22 protein-coding genes and 1 pseudogene are annotated in these 25,259 nt (G+C 29.2%); 5 read left to right on the top strand and 18 right to left on the bottom strand.

What is annotated here, in order from left to right; all coding sequences use genetic code 11:
* Positions 1-65: 65 nt before the first annotated feature.
* The 12 genes from NLG42_RS20035 to NLG42_RS19985 form a co-directional block, all read right to left on the bottom strand.
* Positions 66-791 (bottom strand): hypothetical protein, encoded by a 726-nt coding sequence (locus NLG42_RS20035; RefSeq protein ID WP_257682099.1) that lies wholly within the window; start codon positions 789-791, stop codon positions 66-68.
* An 84-nt stretch (positions 792-875) separates the two neighbouring features.
* On the bottom strand, positions 876-1,097 hold the full coding sequence (locus NLG42_RS20030; RefSeq protein WP_257682098.1) for a hypothetical protein: 222 nt from the start codon (positions 1,095-1,097) through the stop codon (positions 876-878).
* 197 nt (positions 1,098-1,294) lie between these two features.
* Complete coding sequence (locus NLG42_RS20025; protein WP_257682097.1) at positions 1,295-3,364, bottom strand: DUF262 domain-containing protein; 2,070 nt, start codon at positions 3,362-3,364, stop codon at positions 1,295-1,297.
* A gap of 1 nt (position 3,365) precedes the next feature.
* Entirely contained in the window at positions 3,366-5,093 is a 1,728-nt protein-coding gene (locus NLG42_RS20020) for a DUF262 domain-containing protein (RefSeq protein WP_257682096.1), read from the bottom strand.
* Between the two features lie 24 nt (positions 5,094-5,117).
* On the bottom strand, positions 5,118-5,591 hold the full coding sequence (locus tag NLG42_RS20015) for an exonuclease domain-containing protein (RefSeq protein WP_257682095.1): 474 nt from the start codon (positions 5,589-5,591) through the stop codon (positions 5,118-5,120).
* Positions 5,591-6,490: a helix-turn-helix transcriptional regulator gene (locus NLG42_RS20010; RefSeq protein WP_257682094.1), complete on the bottom strand. Its 900-nt coding sequence runs from the start codon at positions 6,488-6,490 to the stop codon at positions 5,591-5,593. Before NLG42_RS20010 ends, NLG42_RS20015 begins: the two co-directional genes overlap by 1 nt.
* Before the next feature lie 347 nt (positions 6,491-6,837).
* Positions 6,838-7,149: a DnaB-like helicase C-terminal domain-containing protein gene (locus NLG42_RS24540; protein ID WP_413614448.1), complete on the bottom strand. Its 312-nt coding sequence runs from the start codon at positions 7,147-7,149 to the stop codon at positions 6,838-6,840.
* 246 nt (positions 7,150-7,395) lie between these two features.
* Complete coding sequence (locus NLG42_RS20005) at positions 7,396-7,692, bottom strand: DnaB-like helicase C-terminal domain-containing protein (protein ID WP_257682093.1); 297 nt, start codon at positions 7,690-7,692, stop codon at positions 7,396-7,398.
* A gap of 717 nt (positions 7,693-8,409) precedes the next feature.
* Positions 8,410-9,168 (bottom strand): restriction endonuclease, encoded by a 759-nt coding sequence (locus NLG42_RS20000; protein WP_257682092.1) that lies wholly within the window; start codon positions 9,166-9,168, stop codon positions 8,410-8,412.
* 89 nt (positions 9,169-9,257) lie between these two features.
* On the bottom strand, positions 9,258-10,067 hold the full coding sequence (locus tag NLG42_RS19995; RefSeq protein ID WP_257682091.1) for an ImmA/IrrE family metallo-endopeptidase: 810 nt from the start codon (positions 10,065-10,067) through the stop codon (positions 9,258-9,260).
* A complete protein-coding gene (locus NLG42_RS19990) occupies positions 10,054-10,458 on the bottom strand; it encodes a hypothetical protein (protein WP_257682090.1) in 405 nt (134 codons plus the stop codon). The genes NLG42_RS19995 and NLG42_RS19990 overlap by 14 nt, the downstream gene beginning before the upstream one ends.
* On the bottom strand, positions 10,448-11,050 hold the full coding sequence (locus tag NLG42_RS19985) for a hypothetical protein (protein ID WP_257682089.1): 603 nt from the start codon (positions 11,048-11,050) through the stop codon (positions 10,448-10,450). The genes NLG42_RS19990 and NLG42_RS19985 overlap by 11 nt, the downstream gene beginning before the upstream one ends.
* Before the next feature lie 108 nt (positions 11,051-11,158).
* On the opposite strand from NLG42_RS19985, the gene NLG42_RS19980 reads away from it, so the two are divergent.
* The 3 genes from NLG42_RS19980 to NLG42_RS19970 are packed head-to-tail and all read left to right on the top strand — an operon-like array spanning position 11,159 to position 13,776.
* Positions 11,159-11,473: a DUF3892 domain-containing protein gene (locus NLG42_RS19980; protein WP_257682088.1), complete on the top strand. Its 315-nt coding sequence runs from the start codon at positions 11,159-11,161 to the stop codon at positions 11,471-11,473.
* A gap of 8 nt (positions 11,474-11,481) precedes the next feature.
* Positions 11,482-12,462 carry a nucleotidyltransferase family protein gene (locus tag NLG42_RS19975; protein ID WP_257682087.1) on the top strand — a complete coding sequence of 327 codons (981 nt, stop codon included), beginning with the start codon at positions 11,482-11,484 and terminating at the stop codon, positions 12,460-12,462.
* A complete protein-coding gene (locus NLG42_RS19970; RefSeq protein ID WP_257682086.1) occupies positions 12,463-13,776 on the top strand; it encodes a ThiF family adenylyltransferase in 1,314 nt (437 codons plus the stop codon).
* Here the strand turns inward: NLG42_RS19970 and NLG42_RS19965 are convergent.
* Positions 13,754-14,928, bottom strand: a pseudogene (locus tag NLG42_RS19965) (IS3 family transposase). The gene NLG42_RS19970 and the pseudogene NLG42_RS19965 sit on opposite strands and share 23 nt — an antisense overlap.
* 241 nt (positions 14,929-15,169) lie before the next feature.
* On the opposite strand from NLG42_RS19965, the gene NLG42_RS19960 reads away from it, so the two are divergent.
* Positions 15,170-15,436, top strand: coding sequence for a hypothetical protein (locus NLG42_RS19960; RefSeq protein ID WP_257682084.1), 267 nt, complete (start codon positions 15,170-15,172; stop codon positions 15,434-15,436).
* Positions 15,437-15,438: 2 nt separating this feature from the next.
* Complete coding sequence (locus NLG42_RS19955; protein ID WP_257682083.1) at positions 15,439-16,494, top strand: nucleotidyltransferase family protein; 1,056 nt, start codon at positions 15,439-15,441, stop codon at positions 16,492-16,494.
* 211 nt (positions 16,495-16,705) lie between these two features.
* Here NLG42_RS19955 and NLG42_RS19950 read toward each other — a convergent pair whose 3' ends face one another.
* The 5 genes from NLG42_RS19950 to NLG42_RS19930 are packed head-to-tail and all read right to left on the bottom strand — an operon-like array spanning position 16,706 to position 25,232.
* Positions 16,706-16,960: a hypothetical protein gene (locus NLG42_RS19950; RefSeq protein ID WP_257682082.1), complete on the bottom strand. Its 255-nt coding sequence runs from the start codon at positions 16,958-16,960 to the stop codon at positions 16,706-16,708.
* Positions 16,953-17,210 carry a hypothetical protein gene (locus NLG42_RS19945; RefSeq protein ID WP_257682081.1) on the bottom strand — a complete coding sequence of 86 codons (258 nt, stop codon included), beginning with the start codon at positions 17,208-17,210 and terminating at the stop codon, positions 16,953-16,955. The genes NLG42_RS19950 and NLG42_RS19945 overlap by 8 nt, the downstream gene beginning before the upstream one ends.
* Positions 17,203-22,374 (bottom strand): serine protease, encoded by a 5,172-nt coding sequence (locus tag NLG42_RS19940; protein ID WP_257682080.1) that lies wholly within the window; start codon positions 22,372-22,374, stop codon positions 17,203-17,205. Before NLG42_RS19940 ends, NLG42_RS19945 begins: the two co-directional genes overlap by 8 nt.
* Complete coding sequence (locus tag NLG42_RS19935; protein WP_257682079.1) at positions 22,371-23,546, bottom strand: ComEC/Rec2 family competence protein; 1,176 nt, start codon at positions 23,544-23,546, stop codon at positions 22,371-22,373. Before NLG42_RS19935 ends, NLG42_RS19940 begins: the two co-directional genes overlap by 4 nt.
* A 42-nt stretch (positions 23,547-23,588) precedes the next feature.
* Positions 23,589-25,232, bottom strand: coding sequence for a DUF4209 domain-containing protein (locus NLG42_RS19930; RefSeq protein ID WP_257682078.1), 1,644 nt, complete (start codon positions 25,230-25,232; stop codon positions 23,589-23,591).
* Positions 25,233-25,259: the final 27 nt, after the last annotated feature.

Genomic DNA, 25,259 nt, shown 5'->3' with positions numbered 1-25,259 from the left:
TTTAAAACTGAAACCTTTTGCAGTTATGGTTTCTTTTGTATTTAATATATCAATTTTAGATAAGTCTACGTAATTATATATTCCCATTTGATCTGATCTATAAATTTTAAATTATTTTTGGTAGAATGAATTGTTTCAAGTTCAGCTTTAATAGCTTTTATTTCTCTCCTAATTGATTTTACTATCTTAAAATTCAGAAGCGTTTTAAATGATTTTAATTCTGTTTGTTTTGAATGCAATTCTTTTTCGAGTTGGAGTAGTTTCGAATTATAATATTCATGAAAAAACATGTTGTACGAATTAAAATCCTTAATTTGATTATCATCAATGTTTAAATTTGGCAAAAGGATTATGCGAGATAATTCTAGAAAAATTTCCTCCATAAGCGAAATATGATTTTTGATTTTTTCTTTTATCGATTTTACATCTTCGGATCTATTTAGTTTATAAAAATGCTTCAGGTCTTTTAGAAATTCATTGTATTCTGCTGTCAATTCTTTTAAACAGAAAAAAAAGTCAATAACATTTGTTTGCGACCGATAGTTTTCTTTTAAGGTGCCTAATTTATTGCTGTAAATTTTACTCTCTAAATGATTGTTCTTTATCTTTTCCTGATAATAAGTTATATAATTTAAGACTTGCAATTCTAAAAGTTGCTGTTGCGCAAATATTTCTCGTGTTTTTGAAAAATTTAGACCATGAATAAGGTTACGCTGTTTAAGTTTAAGAGTAGCGATTTGTTTTTCTATCTTTTTAATGCAGATTAATAGCTCATCATAATTGAGAATCATAAGAAAACTTGTTAGTTGAATACAATGTAAAAATAAAACGACACACTGTCAAAGTGCGTCGTTTGTATTAGTCAGAAGATATTTTTAGCTTCTTTTATGCCAGCTTCTTCCATTTGTAGTTGAATAGTAAAGACCTTTTGAAGTAGTAGCAAGGATTTCTTTGCCATTGTCTGTTAAATCTTGAAAATTACCGTAAGAAGATCCAGAATATCTTACATGCCATGACCTGGCAGATGTTGTTGAGTATTCAATCTTGTTGTTGTTAGTAGGATTGATTCTAATTAATTCTTCTCCCTTGGTAATCATTTGTGACATAGTATTTTGCTTTAAGTTTTGCCTACTCTAATTTGGTTTTCGGCTTTCCCATAAGGCAAAGAAATTAGGCTAGTATGTCAAAACGTGACGGTAAGAAAAAAATAGCTGTAAAAAAAGAGGCGATAAGCCTCTTTTTAATTTGAACGTTATACAATGAATGTTGCATTTTCCCTTTTTAGATATTATGGCTATTCAATTTTTTTGCAATCTTGACGGCTATTTGGTCGTTTTCTATTGTAAAAAAGAAAGGCCTTATTGTCGTTTGAAATACCAAAATAACGCGATTCAGCATACTTTTCTTGTAAGACAGGCTCTTTAATTAATCTGCGCTTCCAATTAGGCATCTGTTCAGGAAACGAATATTCATTTATAATTTCATCTAAAGATTTGTCAATCAGTTTTAATAATAATTCTTTTAAATAGTCGCCATAATAACCCTGCGTAAAATTCCATTTTAAATCTGAAGTGTTCTCAATTAAACACCTTTTATGAGTATCTGTTCCATAACTCCAACTGCGCCAATATTCATAAAAATCATTGTTTTTTACTGTAAACATAGCAGACCTGAATTTTGCTGATACATCATCAAAATTTAAATGTTCATTAATTACCTTGTGCAGTGCATTTAATTTATTTTCGTCAAAAGCACTTTGATTGGTTTCAAAATCGACACAATGCAAAGCAAATTTGATTTTCCCTCTAAAGAACTTAGTGTCCTCAATAGAGAAAATAGAAACTTTATTATTTAAAGGATTTGTAATAATTGAAGATTTCAAAATTTCTTCAGCAGTTTCTGTTCTTGAAAAAGTGGATTCGATTTTATTTTGAACTAAATATTCATAGATATTTAAGCATCCTTTTGATAATTCATTCACAAGATTTACAGCACCTACAAAACCAGAAGCACTGTCAATTGTTGCGTTGTGCGTTATATTTCGTACTACTCTCATCCAATGAGAGAAAAACTCTTGATTAATTGTATCTGCATTTAATAAATATACTGTTTGTGCAAAGAATAAAACCCTTTGTTTATAGGTTGTTTCACCATTCTTAACAAACTCTATGAATAAATTATTTTCTGTTTTAGTGTCGCTACTTATATCAACAGTTCCTTTTTTGCAATAATCCCAAAGGTTAAGATCCGAAGGGAAAGTTTCATCGTTTTTGTTTTTAGAATAGATATCTAAACAGTTTTTTAAGTATTCAAAAGCATTTTTTGTAGGGAAATCTTTTGGACTTACAGCATTCGGATTATTAAAAAGACGCTGAATGCTACGTTCTATTATTTCAGTTTTTACAGCTTCATCCGTTGTGTTTTTGTTTTTCTCAAGCAGTATTTTTTTTACCTCGCTAAATTCTTTTTCATTTTCTAAAAACTCTTTGTTCTTGGCGTAGTTTATAATTGCTATACCAGCTATGAATTTAATAAATTCATCATCAATTAAATTATCAGTGCCTCTATGTTTCCAAAATAAGTCAGTCCAAGAAGTGTCTATCTTGTGCGAAGTTTTTTCGAGAAGATTGGATTCTTGTAATTCCCATTTATTATCGTCTATATGTTTTTCAAAACGTGCTTTAAAATTTTCAAAATCAGTTAAAGGCACACCTCGAGCATTCATTTTAATATAAAGGTCATCTGTTAAGCCAATATCTTTAAGTTCTTTAAACAGGAACGTTATAGGAGGATTTTCAGAAGTAAGATTTTTGAAAAAAGCGGCCATTTCATCTTCACTTTTCACTTCTAATTTTTCTTCAATAGCATCGAGCATTGTCAGCATTGCTTTAATTGTCGGATCTTTTTTCCATGATAAGAAGAACCAATTAGAATCAGATATTTTTTCGCTGATTTTTTTTCCTTCTCCTAAATCATCATGATTTTCAACTAATTCAGCGCAAAATTCTCTAGACGAAGTGCGTGTTTCATAAGTGAATTTTAGCAAAGCATTTTTGTTTTCAGTCGATTTATCTGTTTTTAAATAAAGATACCAATGCAGTAAAAAAAGTGTAGTTAATCGTTGTTGTCCATCAAGTGGCTGTAAAACCTTCTCGTTGACATTTCCGTAAACAAAATCTAGTTCTAAAGTCTTTTTATTTTCTAAGGTATCAATCAGACTTGATAGAAAAACATTTCTAATTATTTTAGTTTTATCATCATTTCGCCCTTGCGCGTAGTCACGCTGAATTATTGGGATTTCAATTTTATTTTTAGAAATAAGTTGCCAAAAGCCTATTCCGTTTTCTAGTGTATTGTTGCTCATGTTAGCTTTGTTTTTTGTGTGGGAAAATTATAGTATCAATATCCGTGAAATATGATCCTCTATCAGTTTCATTCCATACTTCTAAATCTTTAAGTTCTTTAGAATAATATTTCATGAAGACATTTTTTGTGCAAATAGGAATGAATACACCATTCTTTTCGTTTTCGATAATTTTTCGTCTTTTCTCTTTAAAAGAATCATTTTTATAAGAACGATTCGTTCCGCTATCCAATAAACAAAGATTCCTTATGTTGTTATCTTCTTCTCCTAAAACATAGTTGATTATCTCATCAAATTCTTCTACCGGTGCCTCATTCTGTAAAATGTCCTTAATTTTTTTATTCACGTCGTCATCAGCATCTGTTGCAATGTAATTAAGCTTTAGCCAATTTATTTGCTCTTCTTTTTTTACTTTGACCTCTGTAGCAATTGCATGTATATGTTCTATATCCCAACCAATTTTTTTATCCTTAAATCTATTAAAAGGAAATCTGCTTGTTTCCTTTTTAAAATTCAGCATTGTCTGAATATTGTGCAGTAATAAAATATTTCTTACAGATCCGTTTTTGTATTCCAAATTAGCTAAATCAATATTTACTTTCTTATGGATTTCAGAGTCTACAAAAATTTTGAATTCATCTTTTTTCTTGTTTTTAACGTCCTTTAGTAAGTCTTTGATGTTTGTATTTGTTGCAATTAAATAACCAATTTTGTGATACAATTCTCTATCATAGAACCATTCTTCAATTGTTTGAAAGATTCTTTTAATTTCTTTCCAGTTTGCATCAATTTCATCTTTAGATTTTGTTTTAAATTTTTCTGCAAAAAAACGGAAAGTGGAGTTTTTATCTTTTGTGTTTTGGGCTCCTTCAATACTTTCCATAAGTTGAAAAATATAATCAATTCTTGTAGGTAATTCATTTTCAGAGTTATTGATAAAATACCAAAGTTCATCGTTTTGTAGAGCATATTCAATTCTGTCCCATTCTGAGGCGATTTCTAATTGTTTTAATCTAATTGTTTCACTGTTAGAATCTTTGAAGTTTGAACTATTTAAGAAAAGAGCTTTAATTAATTCGGCATTAGTTAGCGGAATCTTACCCATATTGATACGAGTAAATATTTCAATAGAATCTTTATCAGAAGCAACCTCATACCATATTACTTTAGAATCGGATTTGAATTTTGACTGAAAATTATTATTGTCAAATTCGACTTTGAATTTGTTTTTGTAATTAAGAACCCATTTGTGAATCGTATCATAAGCATTTGAGATATGATGAAAATCAATATTTGAATTGTTGATTACAGCACTGTTTTTCAAATCATCTATTTTTTGATTTTTGAGAAATTCAAAACTTTTATCTCTAGTTTCATATTTCAAGTTAAATTCGCTAATTTTTTGTTTTCCAACCCACATTTCATTTGCATAGTGAATGATAAGAAAAATTGTTGTTAATCTCTGTTGACCATCAATTACTTCGTACCAAACTCCAGATAGATTGTTTCTCTTTTTCGTTTCTTCATCACATTCTTTTACAACGATAGGCTGTAAACAATACCATGTTTTATTGTTTGAATTACTAATTGGTAGAGGAGTGAACGAATTAATATCATCCAATAAATCTTGAACTTGTTGTTTTGTCCATCTATAACCTCTCTGGTAAGATGGGATAAGAAAATTCATTCCCAACAACTCAGCTATTGGTTTTTCCGTTAAATTAATCATAGATACTAGTTATTATATTGTGTTTTAATTTTTGAGACTTCTTAAATACAACTCCGCACAAGCCTTAGCATCACTCAGTGCATCGTGATGGTTTAGCAGAATGTTATGTTGCTTGCACAAGTTAGATAAGTTTGATTTGTAAATTTTATAAGTACAGATTTTATTATAGTTAGGAATTGGTAAATTAAAATGTTGAAGTGTTTTTTCAAGAACAGGAAAATCAAATCCAAAACCATTATGAGCCACTACATTTTGATTCTCTATATATGGCTTTATGATTTGCCAGATTTGATTAAAATTAGGAGCGTTAATTGTTTTCTTTGATGAGATTCCATGAATGTCGCTAAATTGATTCCAATAGAAATTTCCGGGTGGTTGAACTAGTAAATTTATTTCTTTAGAAGTTATTCCATTTTCAATTCTAACTAATCCGATTTGACAAATACTATTTCTATAACCTGTGGCAGTTTCAAAATCTATCGCAGTAAATGTGTTCATTAAATATAAAGATTTGTCATTTGTAAAATTCTATTTTTCATTTCATTTTGAAGCCTAGCAGGAGAGATGACTTTTACATCTGCTCCGTATTTCAATAGTTCCATTACAATATCATTGGTTGTATGTATGTAAATTTCTATAAGTAGCGTATCGTCATTCTCTTTTATAATCTTTTGAGATTCGTGAAGAGGAAAGGTTTTAATGTAATTTCCTTGCTTGTTAACAAATTCGAGAACTACTTTTTCCGCTGGAGAATAAGTTTCTACACCGAAGGCGTGCTGAAATTCTTTTTCCACATTATATTTAATCGGCTTAAACTTAGTGTCTGTAACATTTAAATTTGAAATTCTATCAAGTCCGAAAGTTTTCACTTTATCATCTTTTTTATCTAAAGCAATTAAATACCATCGCTGATGAGATTCTTTTATAGCAATAGGATAAACTTCACGATTAGTGCTAAAGTTATCCCAATGCTTCTGGTGTGTGAATTTTGTAATATAAAGATTCTGTATGGCATGAATAATACCGTGAATGTTTTCCGTACCGGATGATTTTCTCTTTTCTAGAAAAACACTAGGGGACAACTTGTTTCCTTCTTGCAAGGCATGATGAATAGAAAAAGCATCCATTATTCGTGTAACCGATTGATCTTCTATTTCTTCTTCATCAATACTATAGGTTTTGTCTTTTCGGTTGTAATTAATTACAATTCCGAAAATATCCAGAATATCCTTTTTGTCACGTTCAAAAGTTCGAACAGAATATTCAAAATTAGTGTCAATGTCTTCATTTTCTAATTTACGAATAATATGCTTTTGTAAATCTTTGAAGTCACAGTTGTGGCTTCTTAAGCGATCTATGATATAAAGGTATCTTTTGAAATATATTAATTTGGACATAATTGATTGGTTTTATTTTTCAAAAGTAAACCACTAGTCTGTCATTTTGTGGCAGAGTGATGCAGGTGTGAAAATAAGAAACAAGATACTGAGTAAAAAACGGTTTTCCGTAAAACAGTACTTTTTTTGATAATTATATCTTGTATTCTTACTACCTGCAAATCTCGCAATTCCGCTATCTAGATTTTAAAGTAAAACTACCTGAATTTAAATGATGATGTAAAAAAAGTCAGAAAGGTAGATTTGTTGACGGATATATTGTTAATTAAGTACTTTTTTGAAGATTGGATTTGTTAAGAAAGCTAGCTAATTTGATGAATAATCTTCGTTCTGCTTATTTTTAAACTTCAGATGGAATCTTTAAAAACATTCCATTTTATTCTAATATTAGCAAGCTTTCCATAATTGTTTTTAGCAATAATAATTTCAGCTTCGCCATTTGCAGATGTGTTTTCATCATCATCCCATTCTTCAATTTTATAATATTCTGGTCTGTACAGAAGTAAAATTAAATCAGCAAAAGTATCTATCGGTGCATAAGTTCTTAAATCTAATAACGTTGGTCGTTTAAATAGTTTTTCTCCATTTTCTTTCCGGGCTAACTTAAGATTTGAAAGTACTACAATTGGTATATTTAATTTTAACGCTAATCTTTTAATTTAAAAACAACTTTAGTCAATTCTCGTTTATTTAAAATTTTGCCAACTTTATCATTTTTATTCATACTTAATAATTCTAAGGAATCTAACATAATAATGTTGGTAAAGTCAGGTGGGAGAAATGATAAAGTTTCTTCAATGTCTGAGACTGTGAGTGCGGGAAATCATTTAAATATAAAGGAATGTTTACTATCTCATTTGAATGTAACGGACTTAAATTATTCTGAGCTATATTTGATTGCTGACTTAAAACGCTAGAGATAACTTGTTGATTATTAATTTGTAATGAAAAAAAAGGGCATTGTATTTTTTCTCAAAAACTATTTTTTTAATCAAGTTCAATAAAAAAGAAGTTTTACCCATTCCAAGTACTCCTCCGATTAAGATTAAATCACCAGATTTAAATCCCATTGTATAATTATCGAGTTCATAGAAACCAGTCAAAATTCCATCGATTTGATTGTGACTTTTTGAAATATTTTCTCTTCTTTTTTTTAACTCTTCGCTAAATGAACTTAAGGTAGTTCTTTCTATAAAATTCATTTTTTTAAGCAAAGAAAATAATTTGATATGTCAATATGTGTCGTAAAAAGCCCGCAATTTTCAAGGAAATATAAAAAAGAGTTTCTATAAGATTGTTTTTTTTTGATTAAAAAAACAGCTTATGAGAAAATGAACCTATTATAACTGTTGTAGGTAATTTTTGATTTAAATAATTTTTATTGGAGCATTTCTTATTGTTATAGCTATGTTTATTATAGAAATTGATTTTTAAGATTTGTCAGAAGAAGAGTTTAGATTAATAAAGTTTAGAACTAAACGTTACATGCTTTTGTTTACTGGATTTTCTAATTTAAAAATATCCATGTGCCGCTATTTAGCCATAAAATTTAAAGTGATGGTTTGTATTATTTGTAGAGCAGTATCATCCAGAACCCTTGTTTTAAACCAATGTTTATGAGTCTTCACAGCGCCTTCAGAAAAAGGGCACATATAGGTGCACTCAGAGAATTTGGGAAAATTCTAGAGTTAATTAATTTAATACTGAACAGTCATGGACAGGGATCCAACGCTTAATACCAATTTTGAAATTTTTTTGAAACTATAAATAAAATATTTACAAATCAAAAATATTACATGATACGGTTCTAAGCCTGATTGAAGTTATAATGGTAATGGACTAAGTTTTATCTACCTGGGTAAGCTCTTTGAGTGTAAAAACAATAACTTTCACCTTCCATTGTTTGTGAAATTTTAATTTTATCGACGTAATTCTTCTTCAAATAATTTGTCAAATTCGACCAATCCTTCGGTACAGATTTTTTCTAAATGAAGAAAATAATTTTCATATGAAGTACAAAAATTAATATTTAATTCTCTCATATAATGAGGGAGAAAATTATCAAACATTTCTATGTCAAATTCTTTGGTCTCTTCATTTTTGTAATCAATATTTGCTGAGGCAAAAACGGGGTTAAAATATTTTTCCGTCAAGTAGTGATATTTTTCAAGTTCATCTTGAGGAAGTTTTGAAAGTTGTTCTTTAAAGAACACCATAAAACCGACACCAACATAATCATATAAAGATTTTGTCGTCTTGGAAATGGCAATTAATTTTTTTCTGATCCACTCTGCCCTGAAAGTATTTTCAAATTCAGTCCAATTGACTAATTGAACATTGGTGTTTTTAATTGCATTAAATGCCCCACTCTGAAAGCCCATCTTTGAAATTATAAGTCCATAATTGGCTCCGTAGTCATTTATAACTGTACGAAAGGAGTGCACAACATGTTTTGGAACTTTTTTTTTCCAGAATTTACATTCACAAATAATTACGCTTCCAGACACTTGGTTGTTTATTTCTGCATACACATCAACATTAACTTTTTCCCTCACAGTAATTATGTCTTTTTCTGTTTCACACAGATAGCCACATACAGTTAAAATCTCCGCAACTTTGTTTTGTAAATCTTTCCATGTTTTTGGTTCATTTTCGTATATAGTCATTTTATGCATCATATCAATCTAGTTTTGAACAAGTGTATTCCAATAAACAATTTGTAATATTTAGATTTAATTGTACAAAAGATTAGAAACAATAATATGCTTTATTCTTCCCAAACTACACTTATTATAGTTTTAAGTTGCTTATATGGAATACAATATTCGAAAAAATCGCTATCATCCTCATCATCTTTTAATTCGAACCATGTAGATTTATATATTGATTGCGCTTTATCTTTTCCTGAATATAAAAAATCATATTTAGCATCAATATATTCTTGAGCAACAGAATCTTCAGGAGGAGATAATTTAGTAATTTCTTTAATCTTTATCCAATAACCATCTGACTTACTCCAATATTTAACTTGACCATTATTAATAAAAACAACAAATAAGGGATAGATATTTAATGATAATAATCTATAAATAATTGAGGTTAAACTGGTTTTGAATCTTTCTGATAATTCTTTTACTAAATCTGGAGAGAATTTTTTTTTAAATGCAGCTTTCCGGATTATATCTTCTGGCATTAAAAGCTCTGATGCAAAATCGTTAGCTTCCCATTCCTGAATTCCTTTTTTTGCTTGCTGCTCTGCATTATTAAACCAGTTTAGTGTATTGGATGTTTCATCGTGAATTTCTAAATCTAGTTTGTCATGTAGTAAAAAATGTCCGATTTCATGGGCGACAGTAAACCTTTTTCTCTCTTCAAACTGAATATTGGAGTTTACTTTTATTAATGTTTTGGAATTACCTCTGATAATTTTACCGTCCGAACTTGGCAATTTTTGTTCTATTAATGTTGCTCCAAGTCCGGCAACAAAAATATCCAAAGGAATATCAGTAATTTCATCGAAGCCAATTTCTTCCAATAGCGCTTTAGCTCTATTTGAACCTCTACTATTTCTGATCATTTTCCAATTGTTCCAGTAGTTCTAATAAATTTTGATCTTTAATAATTTCTTTAATCTCATCAATTCCTAGATTATCTAAATTTCTATATTGTACCTGAAATTGATTATTTGCAATTAAAGATTTTAAATAACTAATTGGTTTGTCAATATTTTTCTCGATTGCACTTTGTAGTAATGCAGAAGCTTTTTCTAATAAATCGTTGTCTCTCTGCTTATTAATGTAACCTTTTAAGAGAAATGAATGTTTACGGAAATTTTTAAGAGCATAATTTTCAATATCATTAATATCGAAACCTTCCTCTTTAAGAATTTCATTATAGCTACTAGAATCTCCGTCAATAATTTGGGAGATAATTGCCTCGTCTATCTTTTTGATGAAGTTATTTTTCATAATTCAACACTTTCAATTTTTCTTTTATAAATGGTAACTTGCGATCTAATCGCTTTTTAATATTTGTCAGTTCATCGATCCCGATGCCTAATAACTCTGACAAATCGTTTCGTTTCATACCATTAATTATATATGGTTCAAACAATAATAATTCATCATCTGTCGCTCCCATAGCTGTTAATTCATCATGGCATATAGATAATAATGATTGGTAATCGGAATCGTCAAAAGACATTTCGACATCATTATCCATAATTTCAAATGTTTCATTTGCTTTATCAAGCTCAGCGTTTAATGTGTTTGAAATGACACTATCTAATGCACTTATTATCTGCTTTCGGAAATCAGGAAACTTATCAAGATACCAGTTCCGCCCCCCTTCTCTTAAGAAGGCTTCGATTGTATCATTAATCATGTCTTCAATCATAATACCTCTAAATCCCTTTTGATGATTGTATTTGATTGCAAAAACAGTCTTAAGCCTTATGATAGCGTGTTTGAAAAGAATAGCATAAAATTCCGAAGTATAAACCTCCTGAAGTGCTCTGCATTTCTCATCAAAAGTTGCAACTTTTCTATTATCTGACTTCATTTATATAGTAATGCTTAAATTTTAGAAAAAATTTCCATAGCAATGGCAATTTATGAATTTTATATAGCATTACAATGTATACGAGAGGTTTAACTTAAAAAATAAATTATGAGCAAGTCAGCAAACTATTTAATATCTGGTGTTTGGAAAGATTCGAGTGACAATATTACACATGTAATGTTGCATCCGGTAAATGATGGAGATTCCTTCAGCATGGGCGTTAAAACTTCAGAGGGAGATACCATAGCATTACTAAAAAAAGGGAATATTATTAAGACGGTAGTATGGGGTTATCCTGGATGGAGTATTAAATCTAAGGTAACATATGTTCAGAGTGCTGGAAAAGAATATTTAAGGAGCGATGCAAATGCTACAACAAAAGATAATTTAGACAATTTAATATCAATGAAAGCAATTAAATAATTATAAATATGGATAAGAGTTTACATTTAGATTCGGTAATTAAAACGCATCAAATTACCAAAGAGGAGGAGCTTTTAAATAAGCACAAAGACAAAAACAAAGAAGTTAAAGAGGCTTTAGAGCAGAAGTATGAAAATAATATTTACTCTCCTTTTAATTCTGGTTCCTATGCAAAAAATACTGCTATGAATACCAAATTTGATTTTGATATGGTATGCCCTTTTAAAAGAAATGCGTTTGGTTCTAATGGCACATTAAAGCAGATGTACGAAGATGTTTTTGATTTTTTATATGAGAAATTCAAAGATGAGGCAAATGTCAGAAAACAAAAAGTTTCTATTGGAATTGAGTTTTTTGCAGATGAAGACGGGGATGTTGTAAAAATTGATGTTGTACCAGGGCGTGAATTAAATCAAGATCAATACAAAGATGATGAAAACCTTAATCTCTACGTTTACTACAAATATGGAAACTTTGACCAAGGCAGCGAGAGAATTAAAACCAATGTGCAGGCCCAAATCAAGAATATTAAAGATAGAGCAACAAAAGAAAAAGATTCCATTAGAAAGATCATCCGTCTGCTTAAAATCTGGAAGAATACCAAGTATAATAACCCTGCGAAATCCTTCTTTTTAGAATTGATTACAATTAAAGCTTTTGACAATAAAGATGTGTCGGGGAATTTATGGAGTAAGCTAGAAACCGTATTGCAATATATCCGAGACGAAGTTACTGGCGAAAGTTTTACATTGAAAGATCCAGGAAATGGTTCTAATGATTTAATTGATACTTTAACGACAACAGAGAGACAGACTCTGTCTGATGACATGAAGAATATGCTTGAAAGAATTGAGAATAACGATGAAAATATCAAAACGTATTTCCCTGAAAATTCAAAATTTCTTAAGGAAGAAGAAAGTGATAACAAATATGAAAACAAAGGAAACGGATTCTATTCTAATCCACCAAAAAATGAAAGATTCGGTTAAATGATAGACAAAAGACTAAATACAATCCAGCAAATTTTTTCTGAACTAAATGGGATTTCAATTGAGACCTCATTTAGTTCAGATTTAGAATTTAATATAGTTGGAAAAATTAAAGTTCCAGTTGAGTCAACAGACGATTGCTTGTTTTTTGATGTTAAGATTTATCCTGAGTACCCATTAAAAAGAATGGATACAGAATCTATTACTTTTTCCAACAGCGATTATTTAGAATATGGTCATGTGATGGGAGACGGAGCTATATGCAGGCACACCTCTCACCAGACAGATTTAAAGAAAAAAATTGAGATAGATATTAATTCACTAAAAAGGTGGATCTGGAAATATTACTTAAATAAAGATAGCGACAAGCATTATGAACATTTAATTTTACAGCCTAAAGAATTTAAGGGCAATCATTTTTCTTTTTTGTTTACTGAAGTCGATTATATTTTCAGCAATCAGCAATTTGGTTTTTTCGAGTATTCAAAAATAAATAACGGACTGTATCATGAAAAGATTATTTTTAATAATGTTATTCAACAATTCAGAGATTATTCAAGTAAAAAGATTACAGAGTGCAAATGGAGTAGTTTTATAAAACAATTACCCAACAAAGACCTTGGTATATATGTTTTTTTAGATAATCCTCCTGCTAAGATGGGTAAATTTATAATAAGCAATTGGGAAGATCTAGAAGGTTTAGTTAATCAAAATCTTCATAATTTCCTCTATAGTGTACAGAAAACCAATTTGAAACTGAATGGAAAACCAATTCCTTTTTTAATAGGTTATAGGATATCAGATAAAGAAATACATTGGCAGGTTGCTATTTTAGAAATCGGAAAATTTCCAATTGAGTCTTATAAAGTAGACAAAGTATGGAAAGGAGGATTTATTGATGAAGATATTGTATGGGGTATTACTAAAAATTGTTCTTATGATTATTTCTTTGGAAGAGGTAGATTAACCGAAAATATTACTAAAAGCAAAATACTTATTATTGGGATAGGCGCAATAGGTAGTATGGTTGCCAAGACATTGACAAGATGTGGCTGTACAAGCATTGATGTAGTTGATTATGATATTAAAGAGCCTGAAAATGTATGTAGATCAGAATACTCATTTTTGTCAGGAATTTGTAATAAAGTAGATGATTTATCAAATGAATTGTTCTTAATATCTCCTTTTGTTAAAGTCGGAATAATTAATCCAATATTGTTTCATGTTGATTCAAAAATAGCACAAGGATTGAACAGTACTATGGATATGCAAACAAAAACTGGAGAAAAAGTTAAGCTACATTTTTATAATTAGTTAGTTTGTTAAATTCTTCAATTGTTTTATAGTTCAAAGCCGAATGTCTTCTTTTTTTATTATACCAAATTTCGATGTATTCAAAAATTTCAAGTTCCATCTGTTCTCTAGAAATTAATTTACTTCCATAAACCAATTCCGTTTTTAAAGATTTGAAAAAACTTTCAGCAACCGCATTATCCCAGCAGTCTCCTTTACGGCTCATACTTCTTGTGATATTTTTATAAGAATCCAATACATTAGTAAATTTTTTATTGGCATATTGGATTCCTCGGTCAGAATGGAATATTAAATCATTTGCAATTGTTCTATTCTTAACTGCCATTTTCCAAGCCGTCATTGTAGTTTGTTTAGTGCTTAGTCCATTGCTTAAACTCCAGCCGACTATCTTTCTGTCAAATAAATCTAAAATGATGGTCAAATATAAAAATCCATCCTTTGTCTGTATATAGGTGATATCTGAAACCCAAGCCTTTGCTGGTTCGGTTACTGTAAATTCTCTTTTCAGGATATTTGGCACAACAAAATGATTATGTTTTGAATTGGTTGTTACTTTGAATTTTTTACTCAATTTGCTGTACAATCCTAACTGCTTCATGTATTTAGCTACAGTTATTCTGGATATCTGATATCCTTGGCTTTGGAGTTCCAGAGTAATTCTTGGGCTTCCATATCGTTGTTTAGCATTAAAGTATATTGACGTAATTTCTTCTTTAATCAGAGCAGTCTTCCTCTGTCTTTCTGATAGAATCTGTCGCTTCCAATTATAGTAGCTGCTTGGACTTATTTTTAAAACTTTGCACATCTTTTCAATCGAATATATTTTTTCATGGTCTTTTATGAAAAGATAAATCATCGACCTCCCTTGGAAAAGATGCTTATAGCCTTTTTTAGAATATCACGTTCTAATTCTGTTTCTTTTAATTTTTTTTCAAGCTCATGGATTTTTTCCTGTTCAGGGCTAAGTTTTAATTTTCCTTTCCCAGGAAAACTTCCTGTTCCAAATTCTTGGTAATCCTGACGCCATTTGTAAAGCAAAGGTGCTGTTATTCCAAGTTCCTTGGCTAATTGTGAGATATTATCTCTTTCATAACTTAATTGGACTGCTTTCTCTTTGAAATTGCGGTCATAAGTTTTACGATTCTCTTTCATGGTCTAAAGTTAAGATTTAGTTCTTAACTAGAACTCCATGCTAAGTTAGCACATCCAAATTGAAAGTGTAAGGAAATTAAAGAGAACATCGGTTGGTATAATTAATGCTGGAATACCTCAAAATCCTAGAGCACTGACAAAAATAGTTGGAGGTATATTAGCTAGTACTAATACCTATGCAAAGAATAATATTACTATTGAATCACATTTAAAAAGTTTAACTGGATTACAAAGTATTGAAATGGGATGTGCAGTAGACTATGGGAGCTTTTATGTGAATTATGATGGTGAGGAAAATATATCAAACACAAATTTTGAGGAACGTATAACAAATTACTACCTTGAAAGGACTTTTAGTAGCACAACATTTAGTGAAAAAGAAAATTCCTTAGTCACTTTTTTTCTTCAACTCACAAGATATTTGCAACAGTCTATTGGAACAGTAGCAGCCATAGACTTGAACGCTTATGCAAAGGCTGTTGGATTTGAAATTGATGAAAAGATATAAAGATGAATAAAGGAAAAAAATATGCTCAAAATGGGGCTTTAATATTTGGAGTAGGAAATGCAATTATTAATGCATTTAAACAACTCAATAGTAATGACCAAAACAGCGAATTTGATTGGAGTCAACTTTTTGTTGCCGCAGGTAAGGGTGCCTTAGTTGGCGGAACTGGAGGATTAATTTTAGGTGCTATACGTGATAACAAGATGAATAAAGTCCTTTTGGAATTTAATAGTGTCCCAAATTATCTCCATAAAACATTGAATCATTACAAAGATGACAATACCTTACTTTTGAACAAAGCGGAACAATTAAAATCAAACTTTCAGTCAAAATTTAAATCGGAGTTGGCATTGAAGCCTAAAATTACTGGTTCAGTTATTAAGGGCACATCTATTTATGGCTCTGATGTAGATATTCAACTTTGTTTTAAAAAAGATTTTGGCTCTATTGCTAGTGTATATGATACTATTTCTGATTATATCTTTGACGAATTAAAAATCAAAGAAATTAAAGAAATAAGAGAACAAAAACATTCTATTGGAATCGGAATCCAACTCGGAAACGAGGTTAAAAGAATAGATATAATTCCAACTCGTTTAATTGAAAATGGAAAAAATGACGTTCAGTTATTTGTCAATAAAATTGGTTTTTTTGAAAAACCAACATATAAAAAGACAAATCATGAAAAGCAAATGTTATCTCTAAAGTTAAATTACAGAGAGCAAAGAATTGTAAGATTACTTAAAATTTGGAAGGTTGAAAATAATTTAAAAATTAAATCTATTTTTTTAGAATGGTTAGCTAAAAGATCTTTTGACTCAAAACCAATTACAAATAAAATTGAGAAGGATTTAACCAATGTAATTTATTTTATTGCACGAAATATTGAATTTATAAGAATTGTTGATACAGCAAATTCAAACAATGTTATTTCTAATACACTTACATTTGAAAAAAAGAGCAATATTAGTCGTTTTTGTTTTAAAATGCTAGATGATTGGAGAGTTGATAAACGAAACATCATAGATTATTTTCCTAGTTTGGAGTCAACTATATAATTTTTTATGGAAACTTCAATCCCAACGATTGCTTATTAATTAGCATTTTGAATTGAAAGATTCCATCCAAAATTAATGTAGCGCGCAATATTATAATAAATATTAATTAGTTCTATATATTCATTTGTTACTAGATAAAAACTTAAAAAAGCCATATCAAACAAAGTTAAGATTAAAGTGATTAGAATAAATGTTAATAATGATGTAAAATTTACATATTTTTCATCCATTCTAACATGTTTGCTTGGAGTCTAATTTGTTCATTGTAAGTAATCATGTTTATTCTTCCATTGGGGGTCTTTTTAACATCCTTTAGATGACGATGAGTAGCCCACATTGCATTTTTGATTAGATCCTCATTATCGGATTCTATTTTTCCGATAAAATCCTCAATTACTAAACTTAAATTATGCTCCATTTCATATCTCGTTTTTGGTGGAGGCATTCCATATCTATTTTTATTCATTTTCAATGTTTGTATTAATTTTTTCTCTGTCAAAATTAACACTCATAGCAAGAGTCCTGACCATTTCAGTTATTGTATTTAGATTGACCCTTTTATTGGGCGAAAATCTAACTTTTGTTAAATCTCGTGTGCTCTTTCTTGTACCTTCTGTAAAAAACATCTTCCCATTTCTCAAATTTTCTCCCAAAATATTCAATTCTCTCTCAAAGTCAGCTCTTGAATCTCTATTACCTTTTCTACTCTCAAACATAACGGTCATTAATTATTTCGTTAATTAATTCAATATTATTTTCATCGACTCTATGTGATATGGCATTATTAAGTGCGTGTCTTAACAAATACTGATATCTTCCGGAGAAATCCTCTTCACTATAAAAACTTCGTATGAGATATTTATCAGATTTGGCTACTTCCGCTTTTTTTAAAGAATTACAATAATCATCAATAAATTTATTCAGCTTTAAACAAAATTTTTCATCTAATAATAATTCCTCATTTAGGTCGTCAATTTCATATTGAATCAAATCTAAATAATCTTCCTCTAAGAATACTTCACCTGTAAGTAAAATTGATTTTGGGATCGTACTTTGAATTTTTAAATGCAATTGATTATATCCTTTATTATTCAAATTTACAGCAACATCAATTAAATTTTTCTTTATCGTAAAATGCTCAATTTTAGAAATTTCATCCAACATATCAAGATTTTTATTTAGAAAATCAATAATTAAATTGGGATTTTTATTTGATATTTCTACTAGAATTTGACTAGATATTTCTGTTGAAAGTTCAGGTTTGTTAGAGATGCAAGTATCTATCAAATTTTTAATTACTGAGGAATAATAAATAGCTAATTGTTCTAAAATAGCCGAGGTCCTATTTTTAATGTAGCTATCAGGATGATTTAAATGCCAAATGATAAAATTGGTCACTAATTCATCAGGATTTTGATTATTAAAATCATTATTAAGCCAAGTATATTTTTCTTTTACTTCATCATCTGGTCTTACTATGTAGTGAAAATGCTTATTCACAGTTTCGTATATTTCAGAAATTTGAGAATCATCTAATTTGCTTTCAAGAAACCAAATCAATTCTTTACATATAACCCAATATTCATTATCAAATTTTAAGATATTTTCTTTCAGATTTATCATTACTGATTTATCATTTTCTAAAAGTAATTTTATATTGTCTTTTGCTTTATCAGTACTATTTGACCAGTTATTAAACCAAATACTTTTCCTTTCTTTTTCAAAAGCTTCTAATCCTTCCTTTAATAATTTATTCTTATTAAATACTTCATCATTATTTACTTCATCATTAAATAAATCAATGCTACCTTTTTCTTTGGGTTTCCCAATAGAATCCTTATTTTCAATATCTTCATTTAACCCCCACTGTATATTATGATTTAGCAAATCTTCTTGAAGTCTCTTAACATTAGAGATTGATAGATGTTTGCCAATTTCTAACAGTAAATTCCTCCTATCATCATTTTCTATAAAATTTGAGGCTACTAAATCTGAAATACTATTGCTTATGGAATTAATATTTCCATCTTCTAGTTTTTCTATTTCATTTAGTGTATTGGCAATTTCCCTACCATAGTCTATTATGTATCTGAAAATATCATCATTTACAGTGAAAATTTCACATAAAGACCATTTTAAATATGGATTTATAGTTGCATTTTCCAATACACTCAAAATTCCACTTTGTTCTGTTATGTTTCGGGCTCCTAAAGAATATCCGTCGCCAATTCTTGGGGCGTCAAAATTGCTTACTTCAGCATTTCTTATTATAACCTTTGGATTTGGCAAAACTTCAAATTTATAGTATTCCAATGCTTCATTTAGTCTATCATTTATTATTAACGAACTAATAAAATCTTCCTTGTTATGTTTTACATATCGCTGAAATGTCATTTCCCCGGAAGCATAATCCAAAAGAGAAGCAAAATTTCGAATAACATCATTACTTGGCTTGGATTTTAAAATTTTTAAAGTTGTGTTAATTGGAGTAAGTTGTGATTCTTTATACCAACTTGGCCCCATAGAAGTATTTAGCATTTCTTGAAAAACATTATTTGATTTATCCTCAAAACCTAGTATGCCATATATTTCATTAATTTTTAATAATTCTTCTGTTCTTTCCCATCTGTTTTGAACACCATGCAGAATATGGTCCTGCCATAATTCCACCAATGGCAAAATTTTCACTTTATCATATTCGATTAGTATTAATGATTTGATAATTTCATTTAATACCTTTCGATAACCTTCAGTATATAGACCTAATTGATCTGTTGACTTAATTATCACAGACTCTAAAAATAGTTCTAGCCTTTCATAATCAAACTCATGAACTAAATTAATTAATTTACAATATACTAATGCAAAAACTTGTTCCGGTATTTGATAAGCTCTTTCCCAATGACTTCTATAATCAAATGTAAAACCAATACTTTTTATTATTAATTCTAATTTGGTTTTAATTAAACCTGATTTTTCTTTTAGTAGATTAGCAGATTTATAATAGTATAATTTCCCTTCAAAAAAATGTATTTCCTCTATTAATTTAATTAAATCATTTTCCCAACTTGTATGATTCCAAAATTTATGCGAAATCTCCAAATCATTATCTTCATCTAAAAAACCTAAACAGTTATGATGTAAACATAAATCATTATATTTTAAATGTTCAAAATCAACACCGTTCTCATTTTTGATATCAAGTGCTTTATTGAAAGACAAATATTCACTAATAATTGGTTTTAATATATCTGGCCTTACTGTGTTGTTTAGTAGTGCTAAAATTATATTTCTAATAACATTTTCCTCCTTTTGATATCCATAATTTTCAATTAACAATTCAATGTCTTTTATTAATGTTTTCTCATTATCATTAGAATAAAGATTTTTTAAATTGAAATTATTTATCTCTTTTTTATAGATTAACAATGATATAGCATAGATTCCGGTCCAGGTCTCATTTATTTTTATTCCGGGAACTTTTATCATCCCTTCGATATCCATATTAATATTGAATTTTCTCAACAAATATGCGTTATACCAAGCGCAACAATAATCTCTTACAAACTGTATAGTTTGATAATTTTCATTGTCAATATGATTATTTGGATCATCTGAATATTTTGAAAATTTTCTTAATCTGTTTAGATAGTCATGTAAACCTTCTTGAGAGTTTTTAAGATTGTTATTACTGTCTAATATTATTGTTTGTGCCTGTACAATAAAAGTTGAAGAACTTACCCCTTTACCTTTTAAGCCTTCATCCATTAATTTTCTATACTCACTATCTAATGCGTTGGTCAAAATATCTATTTCTTCATAAGCCTCATTTTCATAAAAATGTTGTAAAAAATGGATAGCGTCTGTAATACTAATAAGCAATGTGTCTCTTCTTACAATATATTTTATCGCTTGATTATATTTTTTATTAGCAATTAATGCTAATGTGATTTCATGGGCGTATTCTACAAAGACACTATTATATCTGAAGTCTATTCTTTGAAGTAGTAATAACAGCCTAATTACTTCTGTTGTTTGTCCTAACTCAATTGATAATCCAATTATAGTCTTAATATCTGCGACAATCAAATCTGGTTCTATATGATGAATAGACATTTTATCTGCCCATAATTGGTCGCAATTACAGACTGCTTTCTCGGGAAAGTTTGATAATGAATAGTGATAAAGGTTGTTGGTTATAGAATACTTATTGTCTGGTTGTTTCTCACAGAAACCCACAATTAAATCGTTGCAATCTTTCTTTAATAAAGGAATTTTGTTTAAAATAAAGTCTTTGAATGAGTTGTGATAAATTTCGAGTAACTCATTACCTTTTATTAAATAACTAATTTTCGGAAAAATGGAATAAAAATTACTTCTTATTTCAGGTGTAAGAATTTCAAAAAAATCATCTTTTTCTATAGCTTGTCTTAATTGTGATAATAATAGACAGATCCACAACTTATTTTTGTCTTCATAAATCTTGTCCCAAATTGTATTGTAGTAATTTACAATATCACCGCTAATAACAGGGATGCTATCGATCCATTTATTTAACTCGTCATCATCTTCAGCAATATCCGATAGTTTTATGAAATCTATTAAATAGCTTAAATATAAAGGATGTCCTTCTGATTTTAAAGCGATTTTCTGGATGCTTTCATAATTAATTTTGTCTTTCAGGTTTCTTTGAATATAAAACTCACATTGACCTTGATCGAGTGGTGTAACCAAAATGCTTTGTTTTGGATCAATTTTATTTTTTATATTGCTAGGCAATATTTCTTTAGATGTACAAGAGAATACTATTTTGATATTATTTGGAATATTTTCCGGTATAATCCCTAAAAAATCTTCTATGTAGGTTATCTCATCTATACCATCAATAAAAAACACTCCAGTTTTCTCTATTCTATCTAGATATGAACCTAATTCTATGAATAAATAGCCTAATAATTCTATTCTTTTATTGAAGGTTTCATTGCTTCTTGGCGGAATATTACCAGTCAGTGTTAACGATATTGTTTCTTCAAACCAATTTAAAAAATATTCTTTAGATACTCTTAAACTTTTAGGTTTGTCATCATTAGGAACTTTGGTAAAGTATTTACCTAAAATAACATTTTCTTCCTCAGAAGTGTAAGAAGCTACATTAAAAGTTTTTCCTGTTCCAGGATTCCCTTCCAGTAAAATCCAATTTCCACTTTCTTTAATACTCTCATCCAATCGATTAATAACATCATAATTTGAGATGATGTTTTTGATGTCATCTTCAAGTTGTTTGGGAATTTCATTTATAGATTCCTCAAATTGGATAGGTATGTTTTGTTTTTGCAATAAATCAATAATTTTGGATATAGAAATAACACCGATTTTATCATCTAGCTGTTTTAATATGACACCTATAACTTTATTTCCGGAAACAACTGAAGAGCCGGAAAGTCCATCATAACTGTAATCAGTATTTATATCATGACAATTAATAGTAAAATCATATTTTTGATTTTCAACTAATTGATTTATTGTGCCATATATTCGCAATCCTTCTTGCTCACCTTGATAGGGAAAACCGTAAGACTCCCAATTTTCATTTATTCTTATGGGTATTTTATTTAATGGTAAATAATATTGGTTTTCATATTCACAACTTAAAAGGCAGATATCATTGTCTTCATCAATCGATAATACTCTACATTTTTGTATAGAATAATCATTAAGGATTATTTGTATGCTGTCTTCATCAATTACCATATCCAAAAGCGTATGATATGCTGTTATAATAATGCTTTTGGTTACAAAAAAGCCAGTTCCCTGTTCTTTTTTATAAATAATTTTTACTGTTGAACTTTGAATTTGCTGAGGATTTATTATTCTATTCATTTGCTAAAATTAATTTCTATTGGTTTATCTTCAACACTTTCAATTATTGTAAAATTATATTCTTTCATTAAATCATCTTTTTTAAAAGAGGCAATTGCTTGTATCGGGTAGTTAAAATATAAATTCCTTTTAAATACTGTTTTTCTAGATATTATTCTAGCAATAGTTTCTTCATCGGGATGGTTATGACTTAAACCATTTGTAGAAAAGATAAAATTTTCTGAGTCGATGTAATTAAGCAGTTCTGGACTTGTATTGTTTTTACAGCCATGATGAGCTACTTTTATTAAGTCAAATTTAATTGGAAATTCTTCTTTTTTAAAATGTTTATTTAAATTCTCAATAATGATTGATGGATGAGAATCCGCTAGAAAAAGAATTTTCAAATTTTCATATTCAATGATGAATGATATTGAACTACCATTTGTGACTGCATCGTCTTCAATAAATGGATCATTCAGTAATTTTTCGATATCGAAAGAACCGGATACATTTTTTTTACGAAGTTTTCTTTTCTCTTTTTCTAAAGATAAAATGTATTCAAAAGCGTCTTCATTGAAATCGGATAGATTTTCATCGGAAGAAAACCCTTTTATATATAATTCTTTTTTCCAGTATTTCTTTAATTCTCTTAGTTTTTCATTATTTGGAGAGAGGATTTTAAAAGTCAAATCGTTATTAATAATTTCGGATTTAGAATCAACAGAAATAGCCTTATTGTCAAATTCGGAGTTCCATTTATGATTATATTTTTTTAAAAAGGAAGCTAATGTTGAACCCTGAACTGCAGATATATTTTTATCTTTTGAATCATTACCTTTCTTTAGAAGATAATTTATAGATAATTCGGAAATGTCCTTGCCCTTAAAAACAAGACCATCGTCAATATCTACAATATGTTGAAATGAATTATGCCAAACATTTTCAACTACAATAAGTTCATCGAATTTATTTTCTTCGATTAACTTTATGATTCCAGAGATATGATCATTATCAATATGTGTTACAATTAAGTGAGATATTTTTTTGTCTTTTATTCCTAATTCTTTAAGTTTGGGTTTAATGTGTTTTTTATATGTGTCAACATAACCTCCATCAATAAGTATAGTTGAAATTTCGGTTTCCAAAAGTATAGAGTCGCCATTAAAAGCTGGGAATATGGATATTTTCATAGATTTTATTTAACATCGATTATTTAATATCTACTAGATTTATTATTTATCAAGCATGTACTGCTCAATTTCTAAACTTAATTTTAAAGCAAGCCACCATGTATAAAAACCAGGAGCTAAACCTAACCTAGAAATCCCACATAGTCCGTGAGATACATCATTTCTTAAATTTTCACCGAATGGTTCATTTAGAAGTCCTTCAAGATCAAATATTAGGTCTTCATGTAAGATGTTTTTTAAATTGTTTAGGTTAGTGGTTAGACCATTTTCTGTTTGGACCTCATCTACAAGTTTTGTTGTTATAATGCCTCTATTATTCAGTATGAATCTAATGCCACTTTCTATTTGGGGAAGTAGTAAGTGGACCGCCACTACAAAGTTGCCACAAAAGCCATTATAGAGACCATGAGTGTAGATTCCCAATCGGTCTTTAGGTATAAATTTACTATGTGAAATCAATTCATAGACTTCCAATTCTGAAATAGCAAAATTGTCACAAAACTTGTCATAAAGAGGTTTTAAAATCATTTTACAAATGATTTCTCTTCTCATGGAAGTATCCTTATATATACGCTTTTCATTATCCTCACTAATACCGACTGTGTTTCCTTGTGAGTCTGTCATAGTTGAGCTAAGAAACTGCAAATGCATAAATGTATTTTTGCTTTTTTCAAACTCTTCAACAGATTCCGACTTTGAAGCAAGATCAAGTCCAATCAACCAGTAAACAGCCTGATAAATATTGTCAAAGTCAGGAAACTCTATTGTTTCCACATTTGTGGAAATAGGAAGGTTTATAGTCATTCTGCTGAGTTGAACGGCGGCTTTTTTCTGTATATCAAGTAATTTATTGGCCAGCAGTTTTGTTTCTGCATTTTTTAAATTTAAGAGTTTGAAAATCCTAAGCCCCTTTTTGTAAAGCTCAGCGATTATGTGTTGGGAAGCATTTTCCTTGAGATCAAACTCGTTTGCCTCCATAATATATCCACGTGCTATTTCTGTACGATGAAAAATCGAATTTTCTTCTTTCAGCACTGCAAGCACCTGGTGACACTCGCGATAATGTTTAAATTCCGATTTTGCGAGAAAAGACCCAATACTGTTTTCTATCTTAAGAATAAAGGGTTCATATTGGATTGGTTCCAGATTTAGTGCAGTCATTTCTTTGACGAGTTCTGTTATAGAATAACATTCTTTTAAAATTTCCGCGCTAAGTACATCATTTTTAATTGCTTCAAAATAAATAGGTATAAGTGCTTTATTGCCTTTGCCTAATCCTTTAAGGATATTAATAATTCTTATATAATAATCTCTTTTAGAACTCAAATTGTCGCGTACCTCACAAATCTTCAAATATGCGTCAATTGCGAATTTGGCATTAGCGAATTTGTTTATTTTATTACATTGAAGTATGTCAAACAAAAATCCCCTTATGTAAGGATTTGCAATATCATTTCCCCAAGTAGCGATAACATTTAATGTTTGCTGACCAGGTCGGTGTTCAGATATACTATTGGAACTACTGTTCGAATCAAGTAGACTAAGTCCAGAAATCACGTCAATGTAAGAGATAATTAGTCGATCTATTTCGTCTAAACTTTCTGAGTGAAGCAAAAATTTTGATTTATTCCTGATAGTTCCCAAATCATAATCTTCTAGAAAGTGTTTATTAATGATTTCAGACATAAGTCATTATTTATTTTGTATTGATAT

Source organism: Flavobacterium plurextorum (assembly GCF_024638035.1).
Lineage (GTDB): Bacteria > Bacteroidota > Bacteroidia > Flavobacteriales > Flavobacteriaceae > Flavobacterium > Flavobacterium plurextorum.
The sequence above is the reverse complement of the archived record's forward strand: the minus strand, read 5'-3'. Positions and strand labels throughout refer to the sequence as shown.

Excerpts from the sequence above, each read along its gene's own strand:
- NLG42_RS20035 (WP_257682099.1), bottom strand. The coding sequence starts at position 791 with ATGATTCTCAATTATGATGAGCTATTAATCTGCATTAAAAAGATAGAA.
- NLG42_RS20030 (WP_257682098.1), bottom strand. The coding sequence starts at position 1,097 with ATGATTACCAAGGGAGAAGAATTAATTAGAATCAATCCTACTAACAAC.
- NLG42_RS20025 (WP_257682097.1), bottom strand. The coding sequence starts at position 3,364 with ATGAGCAACAATACACTAGAAAACGGAATAGGCTTTTGGCAACTTATT.
- NLG42_RS20020 (WP_257682096.1), bottom strand. The coding sequence starts at position 5,093 with ATGATTAATTTAACGGAAAAACCAATAGCTGAGTTGTTGGGAATGAAT.
- NLG42_RS20015 (WP_257682095.1), bottom strand. The coding sequence starts at position 5,591 with ATGAACACATTTACTGCGATAGATTTTGAAACTGCCACAGGTTATAGA.
- NLG42_RS20010 (WP_257682094.1), bottom strand. The coding sequence starts at position 6,490 with ATGTCCAAATTAATATATTTCAAAAGATACCTTTATATCATAGATCGC.
- NLG42_RS20005 (WP_257682093.1), bottom strand. The coding sequence starts at position 7,692 with ATGAATTTTATAGAAAGAACTACCTTAAGTTCATTTAGCGAAGAGTTA.
- NLG42_RS20000 (WP_257682092.1), bottom strand. The coding sequence starts at position 9,168 with ATGATGCATAAAATGACTATATACGAAAATGAACCAAAAACATGGAAA.
- NLG42_RS19995 (WP_257682091.1), bottom strand. The coding sequence starts at position 10,067 with ATGATCAGAAATAGTAGAGGTTCAAATAGAGCTAAAGCGCTATTGGAA.
- NLG42_RS19990 (WP_257682090.1), bottom strand. The coding sequence starts at position 10,458 with ATGAAAAATAACTTCATCAAAAAGATAGACGAGGCAATTATCTCCCAA.
- NLG42_RS19985 (WP_257682089.1), bottom strand. The coding sequence starts at position 11,050 with ATGAAGTCAGATAATAGAAAAGTTGCAACTTTTGATGAGAAATGCAGA.
- NLG42_RS19980 (WP_257682088.1), top strand. The coding sequence starts at position 11,159 with ATGAGCAAGTCAGCAAACTATTTAATATCTGGTGTTTGGAAAGATTCG.
- NLG42_RS19975 (WP_257682087.1), top strand. The coding sequence starts at position 11,482 with ATGGATAAGAGTTTACATTTAGATTCGGTAATTAAAACGCATCAAATT.
- NLG42_RS19970 (WP_257682086.1), top strand. The coding sequence starts at position 12,463 with ATGATAGACAAAAGACTAAATACAATCCAGCAAATTTTTTCTGAACTA.
- NLG42_RS19960 (WP_257682084.1), top strand. The coding sequence starts at position 15,170 with ATGGGATGTGCAGTAGACTATGGGAGCTTTTATGTGAATTATGATGGT.
- NLG42_RS19955 (WP_257682083.1), top strand. The coding sequence starts at position 15,439 with ATGAATAAAGGAAAAAAATATGCTCAAAATGGGGCTTTAATATTTGGA.
- NLG42_RS19950 (WP_257682082.1), bottom strand. The coding sequence starts at position 16,960 with ATGAATAAAAATAGATATGGAATGCCTCCACCAAAAACGAGATATGAA.
- NLG42_RS19945 (WP_257682081.1), bottom strand. The coding sequence starts at position 17,210 with ATGTTTGAGAGTAGAAAAGGTAATAGAGATTCAAGAGCTGACTTTGAG.
- NLG42_RS19940 (WP_257682080.1), bottom strand. The coding sequence starts at position 22,374 with ATGAATAGAATAATAAATCCTCAGCAAATTCAAAGTTCAACAGTAAAA.
- NLG42_RS19935 (WP_257682079.1), bottom strand. The coding sequence starts at position 23,546 with ATGAAAATATCCATATTCCCAGCTTTTAATGGCGACTCTATACTTTTG.
- NLG42_RS19930 (WP_257682078.1), bottom strand. The coding sequence starts at position 25,232 with ATGTCTGAAATCATTAATAAACACTTTCTAGAAGATTATGATTTGGGA.